Genomic DNA, 10,545 nt, shown 5'->3' on the forward strand with positions numbered 1-10,545 from the left:
CGCGATTAACGCAGGTTGACCAGGGTTTGCAGGATCGAGTCCTCGGTCTTGATGGTCTGCGCATTGGCCTGATAGACGCGCTGCGCGGTGATCATGTTGACCAGCTCGGCCGTCAGGTCGGTGTTCGAGGTTTCCACCGCGCTCGATTGCAGCGAACCCATCGAACCCGCGTTCGGCACGCCGATGGTTGGCGGGCCGGAGGCCGAGCTTTCCGCCCAGGCGTTGTTGCCGAGTGGGGTCAGGCCGTCGACGCTGGCGAAGTTGGCCATGGCGATCTGGCCCATGGCGCGCGATTTGCCGTTCGAGTACTGGCCCAGGATCACGCCGTTGGAGTCGATGGTGTAACGCTGCCACGAACCGGCCGAGTAACCATCCTGGGTCGAGCCGAGGTCGTTGGTGGTGCTGCCGTACTGGGTGGTGTTGTCGAAGGTGACCGCCACCGTCAGCGGCTCTTGCGAACCGGTGCTTGGGAAGATCGGCAGGCTGACGTTGAATGGCAGGGTTTGCGCCGGGTCCATCAGTGCCATCGCCTCGGTGTCCAGCGTGCCGGTGTTGGAGAACAGCAGCGTGCCGACTTTGACCGCCGGCACGTTGACCGCATCCGCCAGCTTGGTGTTGATTTCGTCCGGCGACAGGCCGGTGATCGAGCCGCTGCCGGTCGGGTCCATCGCGGTGTAAGCGGCGGTGATCGCATCCAGCTCGTCCTGGCTGGCGCCGGCGTTGGTGGCGGCGGCCAGCATGGCGTCGCGGGCGGCGGCGGCATAAGTGCCGGCTGCGGTGGCAACTGCGGCGGCATCCGCCGGCACCGCCTGCACGGCGGCATTGTAGGCGGTGCGCGCATCGATGGTCGGCTGATCGCTGCTGACCGAGGCGGCCACGGCGGCGGTGACCACTTCCTTGCCGTCGGCGCCGGCGTACACGTCCCAGGTATTGGCGTCGGTCTTGACGTAGTAGCTGGTCATGGTGTGCGCGGTGCCCAGCGAGTCGTACACGGTCAACACGGTCTGCTTGTTGTAGCTGGTCGGGTCGTTGGCGTCGAATGGCACCGTGGTCGGCACGGATTCAGCCGAACTCAGGTTCATTTGGAAGTTGGCTTCGCTGGTGGCGACCGGCTTCAGGTCGGACTTGTCCAGCGTCAGCGGCACTGGCGCGCCCATCTGGATCACGCCGGCGCTGTTGGCCAGGTAGCCGGTCAGCTGCGCGCCCTGGGCGTTGACCAGGGTGTGGCTGGCGTTTTCGGTGAACTGGCCGTTGCGCGAGTACTCGACCGCGCCGTTGACCACCAGACGGAAGAAGCCGCCGCCGTTGATCGCCACGTCCAGCGGGTTGCTGGTGGTTTCGATATTGCCCTGAGTGAATTGCTGCGCAAGCTTGGACACCGTCACACCAATCCCGGCGTTGTTGCCCGATACGCCATTCAGCGAGTTGGCGTACAGATCGGCAAACTCAGCTTTCGACGCCTTGAAACCCACCGTGCTGGCATTGGAAATGTTATTGCCAATGACATCCAGCGATTTGGACGCGGCATTCAGGCCGCTCAATCCTTGTTGGAACATGGTATTCCCCTATTGGTGTGATGACTACTGCTTACAGAACTTCTTTGACGTCGCTCATCGCGAACTGGCCGAGCGAGGTATTCAATTTGACGCCGCTGGTGCCGGTCGACACGCTGGCCACCGCCGCCAGCTGCAGTGGCGTGGCGTCGGTCAGCGTGCTGCCGCCGCTGGTGGCGGTGACGCTGAAGGTATAGCTGCCGGCGGCGGCGGTGGTATTCGAATCGGTGGTGCCGTCCCACGAGATCGGATAGGTGCCGGCATCCACATTGCTCATCGACATGGTGCGCACCGTCTTGCCGGTGCTGTCGGCAATCGTGATGGTCACGTTTTCCGCCGCCGACGCCAGATCGATGCCGAACACGCTGGAGTTGGTGGTGGTACCGTCGGTGGCGGTCGAGCTGCTCAATTCGATGCCCTTGCCGTCCACCAGAATGCCCTTGCCAATCATGCTGATCGCGGTGGTGGTTTGGGTGTTGGTGCTGAGGTCGGTCTGCAGCGAAGTCAGCGTGGTATTCAGCTTGTTGATGCCGGTCACGGTGGACAACTGCGCCAGCTGGCTGGTCATTTCCGCGTTGTCCATCGGGTTTAACGGATCCTGGTTCTGCAGCTGAGTCACCAGCAATTTCATGAATTTGTCCTGGTCCGCCGTCGTGCTGTCGGTGGAGGTGGTGCTGGTGGACGTGGTGCTGGTGGTGCTGTTGAGCGTTGCCGTGTCAACAATGCCGCTAATGGTGGTCATGCTAGCCTCTTCTTATTTACGTTTGACCGATGGTCAGGGTTTTCAACAACAGCGTTTTCGCTGAGTTCATGGTTTCTACATTATTCTGGTAGGAGCGCGAGGCCGACAGCATATTGACCATCTCGTCCACCACGTTGACGTTGGGCATGGTCACATAGCCACTGTCGTCGGCCGCCGGGTTCTTCGGGTCATACATCAGCTTCATCGGCGACTGGTCTTCCACCACCTGCTTGACCCGTACCCCGGTGGCGGTGCCGCCGTCGGTCGGGGTGGTGGCTTCGAACACCACCTGGCGCGCGCGGTAGGCTTCGCCGCTGGCGCTGGTGCTGGAATCGGCATTGGCCAGATTCGAGGCCACCACGTTCAGCCGCTGCGACTGCGCGCTCATGGCCGAACCGGAAACATTAAAAATATTAAACAGCGACATGATCAGCTCCCTGACTGAATGGCTGCCAGCATCGACTTGATCTGGGCGTTGATCGAGGTGATCCCGGCCTCGTAGCGAATGGCGTTATCGGCAAACTGGCTTTGCTCGACATTCATGTCCACCGTATTGCCGTCCACCGCGCCCTGCAGCACCCCGCGATACAACAGCGGCGTGCCGTCGGCCAGCGTACCGGCGTCTTGCTGAGGGTTGGGGTAATGCTTGCTGGCGGTGGTGTTCAGCGTCTGCTGGGCGTTCGGGCTGGCATTGGCGATCGCCGTTTGCAACGCGCTACTGAAGTCGATGTCGCGCGCCTTGTAATTCGGGGTATCCGCGTTGGCAATATTGGAGGCGAGCACGGTCTGGCGCGCCGAACGCAGACTTAACGCGGTTTCGTTGAACCGCAAGTAATCGTCTAACTTGCTGCCGAGCATGATTCGCTCCCCTTACACATGGATGACAGGATCGATGATACGGAGTTGCCCGTCCTGACAATCGGACGATAAGCACCCCATTTCCGGTCTTATTCCGCGCTTCAAGTTCAGCCCGCCAGACTATGATGGCAGTATTGAACCGGAATCTATCACCATGAAACCACGACTGCTATGGACTGCGCTGTTCACTGGCGCACTAAGCGCCGCGCTGAGCACCGGCGCCGCCGCCCAGGGGCGCCAGGATCTGGGCGTGCTGAAAAGCACGGTAGAACAATTCCTCAAGGTGCAGGCCGCCGGCCTGCCGGGCGAGGTGACGGTGAACGTGGGCGCCATCGACAACCGCATGGCGCTGGCGCCCTGCCCTGATCCGCAAGCATTCATGATGCCCGGCGCGCGCGCCTGGGGCAAAACCACGGTCGGCGTGCGCTGCGCGGCGCCATCGGCCTGGACCATCTATATACAAGCCAACGTGACCGTGGTGGGCGACTACCTGGCCGCCGCCGCGCCGCTGGTACAGGGCCAGCCGATCGACGCCAACCAGCTGACCACCCTCAAGGGCGATCTGACAATGTTGCCACCAGGCATAGCCACCGACGCCAGCCAGGTGATCGGCCGCAGCCCGACCGTGTCGCTGCCGCCGGGCACGCCGCTGCGGCTGGACACGCTGAAAACCAAGCCGGTGGTACAGTCCGGACAACTGGTGCGCATCATTTCCAGCGGCAATGGTTTCAGCGTATCGGGCGAAGGCCGCGCCATGAGCACGGCCGGCGATGGCCAGGTGGTGCAGGTCAAGGCAGGCAATGGACAACAAATAACCGGCATCGCCAAGAGTGGCGGTCTGGTGGAGGTGGCATTTTGAGCAACATCCGCTTACATCCCCGGCTAAAGTTTACGGCCGGGGCGCCGTTACCGACTCAGATCCCGGAGTTTAGGACTCCAACCTGAGAAGGAAATGCTGTGAAAATCAACGACACAACCAAGAGCACGACGGGCTTGCCGTCGACGCCCGCTGCGACGTCCGGCGCCAGCCGTGGCACCGACAAGACTGCGCAGACGGGTTCGGCCAATGTGGCCTCCAGCACTGTTGCCTCGACCACGGCTACCGCCACCGACAGCGTGACGCTGTCGTCGCAGGGCCAGGCCATGGCCGCCAGTTCCGCCAGCAGCGCCAACGCGGTGTTCGACACCAAGAAAGTCGAACGCATCAAATTGGCGATTGCCGATGGCCAGTTCCAGGTCAATTCGGACAAGGTAGCGGATGGTTTGCTGGACACGGTCAAGGATCTGCTGCACTCACGCCAACGATAGGATAAATCATGACCACCGTTACCCCGCTGAATAGCCTGCGCGAAGAAGAGCACATCATGTCCACGCTGCTGGACCTGTTGCGTCAGGAACAGCGGCTGCTGGTGACGGCGGAAATCGAATCGCTGCCGGCGCTGACCTCGCGCAAGACGGCGCTGGTGACGCAGATGACCTTGTTGTCGGCGCAACGCCACCGTTCGCTCGGCAAATGCGGTTTTCCGGCCGAGGAAGCCGGCATGGATGCCTGGATCGCGGCCAGCGGCGACGCGCGCGACGAATCGGCCAGTCTGTGGCAGGCGCTGCTGCAACACACGCGTGAGGCCAAGGAGCTGAACCGCGTCAACGGCATGCTGATCAACAAACAAATGGCGCATACCCAGGATGCGCTGCAGGCCATGCGCCCACAGGGTGCGGCCAGCACCAACTTCTACGGCCCCAGCGGCATCTCCACTTCCCTGCCGCGCAGCCGCGGCTTTATCGCCGGTTAATTTTCCCGCTGGTCGTTATGGCCCGGCCGGTGCCACCGGCTGGTTAGGCAGTTCCGTGCTTGGATCGGGGATGGCCGACAGAATCGTGACCGCGACCCGGCGATTGCGGGCGCGGCCCTCGGCGGTGTTGTTGGCGGCCACCGGCACGTTGTCGCTGAGGCCGACCGCGGTCAACCGTCCCGGCGTGACGCCGGCGTCAATAAACAGCCGCACCACCGCGCTGGCGCGCACCGACGACAATTCCCAGTTGGACGGGAAGCGATTGTTGGCGATCGGCTGATTATCGGTATGGCCTTCGACTTGCACGCTGTGGCTGTCTTCCTTCAGCAGCGTGCCGACCGCGCGCAGCGCATCGGCCGAGGCCGGCGTCAGCGTGGCCTCGCCCGGATCGAACAGCACCGAGGCATTGATTTCGACACTGACGCCACGGCTGTTCTGCGTCACCCGCACCTTGCCTTCCTTGACCAGCGGCGCCAGCGTGGACAGCAGATCCTGGGCCAGCTTGGTCATCTGCGTCTTTTCATGGCGCAGCATCTCGTTGCGGCGCTTCAGCGCCGGATTCGGTATCGGCAGATTGGGCACTTCGGTGTTGACCGGCGGCGCCGCGCCCTTGCCGCCGAAGGCATCGCCCAGCGCGTCGGAAAAGACACGGTACTTGCCGAGGTTGACCGCCGAAATCGCATACATCACGACAAAGAAGGCGAACAGCAGCGTGATGAAGTCCGAATACGAAATCAGCCAGCGTTCGTGGTTTTCCGGTTCGTCGTCGAACTTCCTGCGCGCGCGCCGGTTCTGCATGTCAGTGCTCCCGCATCAGGGTGGCGATGCGCTCGTCGATGACGCGGGTGTGGTCGCCGGTGGCGATGTCGTAAAACACCGCCGCCGCGATCTCTTGCTGGTGCACGGCCTGGGTGACGATGGCCTTCAGCTTGTTGGCGATCGGATAGAAGAACAGATTGGCCAGGCCAACCCCGTAAATGGTCGACACGAAGGCCACCGCGATGCCGGAACCGAGCTTGCTCGGATCGGTCAGGTTTTCCATCACGTGGATCAGGCCCAGCACCGCGCCCAGGATGCCGATGGTGGGCGAATAGCCGGCCGCCGATTCCCAGATCCGCACCGCCTGCCGCTCTTCGGTCTCGTAAGCGGTGATTTCGGTGTCCAGCAGCTGGCGCAGCTTGTCCGGCGCGATGCCGTCGACGATCAGGCGCAAGCCCTTGGTGTTGAACTTGTCCTTGGAAGCCAGCATGTAGCGTTCCAGCGACAGCAGGCCGTCGCGCCGCGCCGCCAGATTCCAGGCGTTGATGTCGCGCGCCAGCGCGGCGCGGGTGTCGGGCGGCGGCGCGAACACCAGCCGCAGCATGCGCAGGCCGCGCCACAGCGTCTTCGGCCGGGTCTGCAGCAGCACGGCGCCAAAGGTGCCGACCACCACGATCGCGAACGCCGCTGGTTGCAGCAAGGAAGCGAGCTTGCCGCCCTCCAGGCTCTGACCGATGACAATGCCGGCCAGCGCCACCAGCACGCCGACTACGCTGGCCCAGTCCAAGACCGCTCCCGGAGTGAGGCACGCAGCCGCGCCACCGCTTGCGTGTGCAGCTGCGACACGCGCGATTCGGATACGCCCATCACGGCGCCGATTTCTTTCAAGTTGAGCTCCTCTTCATAATACAGGCCCATCAGCATTTTCTCCCGCTCCGGCAGCGCATCGATGGCATCGATCACGGCCTGGCGGAAGTCGCCGTCCAGCAGCGAGCGCAGCGGATCGGCGTCATCGTCCGAGGCATAGCGGTCGAGGAAGCTGTCGTTGCCGTCATCGTCGTGAAAGTCCTCGTAATAGACCAGTTGGTGGCCGCCACTGTCGCCCAGCATTTCCTGGTAGTCGGTCAGCGACAGCTTGAGCGACTTGGCCACTTCCGATTCACTCGGCGGCCGGCCCAGCCGCTGCTGCAGCGTCGACATGGCCGCCTCGACCTTGCGCATATTTTGCCGTAGCGAGCGCGGCAGCCAGTCGCTGTTGCGCAACTCGTCCAGCATGGCGCCACGGATGCGCAGCACCGCGTAGGTTTCAAATTGGGCGCCGTGGGTTTCTTCGTACCGGTTGATGGCGTCCAACAAGCCGATCATTCCGGCTTGCACCAAGTCGTCAACTTCAACGCTGGGTGGCAGTTTTGCCTTCATGTGGTGGGCCAAGCGCTTCACCAACGGCATGTGCTCCGTCAGCAAGGTGTCTTTGTCCGCTTTCCCTTTTACCGTATACATTCGAATAATTTTTATTTAATTAGGCGCTGAGTCGGCCACTCCCCCCCAGCGCAAAGCGGCCCGCCAGCTGACGGAACGCGACCGAGGCACCGGCCAACGGAAAAGCATCCACCACCGCGCGCCCCAAGCGCGCGGCACGTTGCAGGTATTCATCCGCCGGCACCGATCCCATGGAAACCAGGTTGACGGCAAGATATCTGCTTGCCGCCTGTGCCATATTATCGTAAACCACCTTGGCTTCGTCTTCTGACGCCCCGGTGACCAGAATTCCGAACGGGCGCCGGCCCAGTTCCTGGTTCAGGCGCTTAATCATACTGTAGGCCGCCTTGATCGAGGTAGCGCTGTTGGACACTTGCACCACGATTTCGGAACTGGCCATGATCGGCACTGGAAACGCTTCCCCATCAAATTCACCGTCGACCAGCACCATGCCGGTCTGCTTGGCCAGCACATCGAAGGCTTTGGCCAGGCGCCGCGTTTCGTCCGGGCCGGTGCGGGTCATGCCGCGTGTCATCGACGCCACCGCAAAACCCTGTGGCACCGGCCGCACCACCTGGTTCAGGCCGCACTCCTGGCGCGCCACATTGAGCAGGCTGTGGCCGATATCCACGCCAAGCCGCGACGCCACGCCGTGGCTGCTGTCGCAGGCGTCGACGATCAGCACGTCGTTGCCGGCGCGCGCCAGCGAGGCGCCCAGGTTGACCAGCATGGCGCCCTTGTCGTCCTGCGGCGTCGCCGACAGGAAAGTAACGATGCGGGGCTGCGCCCCGGCCAGCATGCGGCGCAGTCCCTCCGCCTGATCGAAATCGAAGTTAGCCAAGGTGCACCTCGCGCAGGCTGTCGGTATTGCCGCCGGCGCCGCTCATCAACAGCGGCAATTCGGCGTCCTGGTACTGGGTGGCGACGACGTCGCGTTTCAGCTTGAAGGCACGGTCGATCAGGTAAGCGGGATCGGCCAGGTGCAGGTCTTCCGGCACCCGCTGGCCGTTGGACACGTAGAACAGATTGAGCTTGTGGCGGATCACCACGTCCAGCACATTGCCGATCGCGGCCGCCTCGTCCAGCTTGGTCATGATGCAGCCAGCCAGGCCGCTGCCCTGGTAGGCGCGCACCACTTCGCTCAGGGTTTCCTGGGTCGCGGTGGCGTTCAGGCACAGCAGGCGTTTGACGTTGGCATCGGTGCCTTGCAACATGGAGACCTGCTCGGCCACCATCTGGTCGCGCTGGCTGACGCCAACCGTGTCGATCAGCACCGTGTGCTTGTTTTTCAATTCCTTGAGGGCGATGCGCAGATCGGCCTCGTCCTTGACCGAATGCACCATCACACCCAGGATCTTGCCGTAGATGCGCAGTTGTTCGTGGGCGCCGATGCGGTAGGCGTCGGTGGTGATCAGGGCCAGCTTGTCCGGGCCGTGACGCATCACGCAGCGCGCGGCCAGCTTGGCGGTGCTGGTGGTCTTGCCGACGCCGGTTGGGCCGACCAGCGCGAACACACCGCCCTGGGCGATCAGCGCGTCTTCATTGGCCATGGTTTGCAGGTTGCGCGTCAGCACGGTCTTGATCCAGCGCAGGCTGTCGGCGGCGTCGCGGTTGGCCGGCAGTTTTTCAATCAGGTAGCGCGACAGGCTGGCCGAGAAGCCGGCCGCCAGCATTTCACGCAGCACGGCGGTCTTGTGTGGCGCGCGTGCCTGGGTGGCGCCCCACGACAGTTCGGCCAGTTGGGTTTCCATCATGCCGCGCATGGCGCGCAGTTCGTGCATCACGCCGCTCATTTCGGCGGCGGCCGATTCCTGGGCGCTGGCGACGGCGGCGCCGACCAGGGCGGCGATCTGGCTGGCGTCGATGGCCGGTGCGGCTTTCGCTGCCGGCGCGGCCGGGGCGACGACGGTTGCTGCTGCGGCGGCGGTCTTGGTGGCGAACGAGGCGTGCGAGGCGACCACGCGGCGCTGCGGCTGCTCCGGCAGGCTGGCCGGCTTGACGGTCACCGGCGGCGACATATGCGGCAATTCATCCTCGAAGCGCGGCTCGACGCGGCCGGCCGGAACGGCGGTGGTGCCGAGGTCCAGCGACGGTGCCGGTTCGGCCATCGGCGAATGTGGCGCCGGCATCGCCAGCGAGGCGGCATCATCGTTGGCGAGGGCGAGGATTTCAACCACGCCGTCGGACTGGCGATTGGACAGGATCACGGCGTCGGGGCCGAGCGATTCGCGGACTTTGCGCAGCGCTTCGCGGGAAGTCGGTGCGGTAAATTTTTTAACGTTCATGACCGTCTCGTTCAGAAAAGCATAGGAGAGCACTCCAGATGGTTTTCATTATTGACGATGCACTTCGGAAACGATCTGATGAACAGGGAGGGAAATCAGCCGCAATTCAGTCGCGGAACACCTCATCCAGCGTAGTCGCATGCGCCGCACGCCGCGCCCATGCCGACAGCTGCTCGGCCGGCGCGGTGGTCATGCGTATCCGCAGCGCATCCGCAACACCGCCGAAGCGTGCCGCAAGAAACTCAGCCAGCATTTCCGCGCGCCCCTCCAGTCGTCCTTCTTGCCGTCCCTCCAGCAAGCCTTCCTGCCGCCCTTTCCGCATGCCGGCGCGTTCAAACGAGGTGATGTAAGTCATGGCGATCTTCTCCTCCAGCAGATAAGCAGCCAAGCGCAAGCGGACATCCCGCGCTTCCGGCAAACGCATCATCCAGTCAATGACCCGCAACGCATCGATGATACGCTGTTCGTCCCAGGCCCGCGTGTACACAAGTTTGATCAAACGCCACTTGGCTTGGCGCCTTTTGTGCGCGTTGCGCTTGCTGCGCTGGCTCAGCAAGTGCGTCGCAGTCACCAACGCAAACAGGTTCTGGTGCGCCAGCAACTCCTCGATGCGGCTGGCGTAATCATGCAACTTGACGATAGGGAAAAACAACGCCATCTGGCTCCCCATCAGATCGTACGAAAACGACGATGGCCGCCAGTTGGTGCCATCGTCGGCCAGCACCGCCAGGCTGGCCACCGGCCGCCGGTAGCGATCGTAGACGCGGTAGTGATAGGTGAACACGCGTTCGGCAAATCCTGTGTCACGCTGACTCTGTATTTCCAGGTGAATCATCACCCATTGTTCGGCACGGCTGCCGCGCAGGCGCACCTGCACCAGCTTGTCGAGGCGGCGCTTGCCCATGCGTGCGCCGGGCGACAGCGCGGCCAATTCCTGGTCGAGAAAATCGAACCGACGCGTCCAGTCGATCGCCGCATGTGCGTCGCGAAAAAAGAAGGCCATGAAATCGCTGAAGTAGTAGCTGACCACTTCCTTCCACGGCGTGTCGTAGTCGTCGTCCATGCAGGCAGTCTAG

Annotated in this window: 13 protein-coding genes; 3 read left to right on the forward strand and 10 right to left on the reverse strand. The window is 63.1% G+C overall.

Annotated elements, in window-relative coordinates:
• Positions 1-5: 5 nt before the first annotated feature.
• The 4 genes from GJ699_RS19115 to flgB are packed head-to-tail and all read right to left on the reverse strand — an operon-like array spanning position 6 to position 3,153.
• The gene (locus GJ699_RS19115) at positions 6-1,556 is read right to left on the reverse strand and encodes a flagellar hook protein FlgE (protein ID WP_154379192.1); all 1,551 of its coding nucleotides are present in this window, start codon (positions 1,554-1,556) and stop codon (positions 6-8) included.
• A 31-nt stretch (positions 1,557-1,587) separates the two neighbouring features.
• On the reverse strand, positions 1,588-2,295 hold the full coding sequence (locus GJ699_RS19120; protein WP_154379194.1) for a flagellar hook assembly protein FlgD: 708 nt from the start codon (positions 2,293-2,295) through the stop codon (positions 1,588-1,590).
• A gap of 16 nt (positions 2,296-2,311) precedes the next feature.
• Complete coding sequence (gene flgC / locus GJ699_RS19125; RefSeq protein ID WP_154379196.1) at positions 2,312-2,722, reverse strand: flagellar basal body rod protein FlgC; 411 nt, start codon at positions 2,720-2,722, stop codon at positions 2,312-2,314.
• Positions 2,723-2,724: 2 nt separating this feature from the next.
• Positions 2,725-3,153, reverse strand: a complete 429-nt coding sequence (gene flgB / locus GJ699_RS19130; RefSeq protein ID WP_154379198.1) for a flagellar basal body rod protein FlgB — start codon at positions 3,151-3,153, stop codon at positions 2,725-2,727.
• A 154-nt stretch (positions 3,154-3,307) separates the two neighbouring features.
• Here flgB and flgA point away from each other — a divergent pair, with 154 nt between their 5' ends.
• The 3 genes from flgA (at position 3,308) to GJ699_RS19145 (ending at position 4,946) form a co-directional block, all read left to right on the forward strand.
• On the forward strand, positions 3,308-4,012 hold the full coding sequence (flgA, locus tag GJ699_RS19135) for a flagellar basal body P-ring formation chaperone FlgA (protein ID WP_154379200.1): 705 nt from the start codon (positions 3,308-3,310) through the stop codon (positions 4,010-4,012).
• Positions 4,013-4,110: 98 nt separating this feature from the next.
• On the forward strand, positions 4,111-4,461 hold the full coding sequence (gene flgM, locus GJ699_RS19140; RefSeq protein ID WP_371867598.1) for a flagellar biosynthesis anti-sigma factor FlgM: 351 nt from the start codon (positions 4,111-4,113) through the stop codon (positions 4,459-4,461).
• Positions 4,462-4,469: 8 nt separating this feature from the next.
• A complete protein-coding gene (locus GJ699_RS19145) occupies positions 4,470-4,946 on the forward strand; it encodes a flagella synthesis protein FlgN (protein ID WP_154379201.1) in 477 nt (158 codons plus the stop codon).
• Positions 4,947-4,961: 15 nt separating this feature from the next.
• Here the strand turns inward: GJ699_RS19145 and motD are convergent, their stop codons facing one another.
• From motD to GJ699_RS19175, 6 genes are all read right to left on the reverse strand, one after another.
• Positions 4,962-5,744, reverse strand: coding sequence for a flagellar motor protein MotD (motD, locus tag GJ699_RS19150; protein ID WP_154379203.1), 783 nt, complete (start codon positions 5,742-5,744; stop codon positions 4,962-4,964).
• 1 nt (position 5,745) lies between these two features.
• Complete coding sequence (locus tag GJ699_RS19155; protein WP_154379205.1) at positions 5,746-6,492, reverse strand: flagellar motor protein; 747 nt, start codon at positions 6,490-6,492, stop codon at positions 5,746-5,748.
• On the reverse strand, positions 6,474-7,205 hold the full coding sequence (locus GJ699_RS19160) for an RNA polymerase sigma factor FliA (protein ID WP_154379207.1): 732 nt from the start codon (positions 7,203-7,205) through the stop codon (positions 6,474-6,476). The genes GJ699_RS19155 and GJ699_RS19160 overlap by 19 nt, the downstream gene beginning before the upstream one ends.
• Before the next feature lie 19 nt (positions 7,206-7,224).
• Positions 7,225-8,025, reverse strand: coding sequence for a MinD/ParA family ATP-binding protein (locus GJ699_RS19165; RefSeq protein ID WP_154379209.1), 801 nt, complete (start codon positions 8,023-8,025; stop codon positions 7,225-7,227).
• A complete protein-coding gene (gene flhF / locus GJ699_RS19170) occupies positions 8,018-9,469 on the reverse strand; it encodes a flagellar biosynthesis GTPase FlhF (protein ID WP_154379211.1) in 1,452 nt (483 codons plus the stop codon). Before flhF ends, GJ699_RS19165 begins: the two co-directional genes overlap by 8 nt.
• A gap of 106 nt (positions 9,470-9,575) precedes the next feature.
• Positions 9,576-10,532, reverse strand: coding sequence for an RpnC/YadD family protein (locus GJ699_RS19175; protein ID WP_154379213.1), 957 nt, complete (start codon positions 10,530-10,532; stop codon positions 9,576-9,578).
• Positions 10,533-10,545 lie beyond the last annotated feature (13 nt).

This window comes from Duganella guangzhouensis (assembly GCF_009674535.1).
Classification (GTDB): Bacteria; Pseudomonadota; Gammaproteobacteria; order Burkholderiales; family Burkholderiaceae_D; genus Rugamonas; species Rugamonas guangzhouensis.

Excerpts from the sequence above, each read along its gene's own strand:
- motD (WP_154379203.1), bottom strand. The coding sequence starts at position 5,744 with ATGCAGAACCGGCGCGCGCGCAGGAAGTTCGACGACGAACCGGAAAAC.
- GJ699_RS19175 (WP_154379213.1), bottom strand. The coding sequence starts at position 10,532 with ATGGACGACGACTACGACACGCCGTGGAAGGAAGTGGTCAGCTACTAC.
- GJ699_RS19115 (WP_154379192.1), bottom strand. The coding sequence starts at position 1,556 with ATGTTCCAACAAGGATTGAGCGGCCTGAATGCCGCGTCCAAATCGCTG.
- flgB (WP_154379198.1), bottom strand. The coding sequence starts at position 3,153 with ATGCTCGGCAGCAAGTTAGACGATTACTTGCGGTTCAACGAAACCGCG.
- GJ699_RS19160 (WP_154379207.1), bottom strand. The coding sequence starts at position 7,205 with ATGTATACGGTAAAAGGGAAAGCGGACAAAGACACCTTGCTGACGGAG.
- flgA (WP_154379200.1), top strand. The coding sequence starts at position 3,308 with ATGAAACCACGACTGCTATGGACTGCGCTGTTCACTGGCGCACTAAGC.
- flhF (WP_154379211.1), bottom strand. The coding sequence starts at position 9,469 with ATGAACGTTAAAAAATTTACCGCACCGACTTCCCGCGAAGCGCTGCGC.
- GJ699_RS19145 (WP_154379201.1), top strand. The coding sequence starts at position 4,470 with ATGACCACCGTTACCCCGCTGAATAGCCTGCGCGAAGAAGAGCACATC.
- GJ699_RS19120 (WP_154379194.1), bottom strand. The coding sequence starts at position 2,295 with ATGACCACCATTAGCGGCATTGTTGACACGGCAACGCTCAACAGCACC.
- flgC (WP_154379196.1), bottom strand. The coding sequence starts at position 2,722 with ATGTCGCTGTTTAATATTTTTAATGTTTCCGGTTCGGCCATGAGCGCG.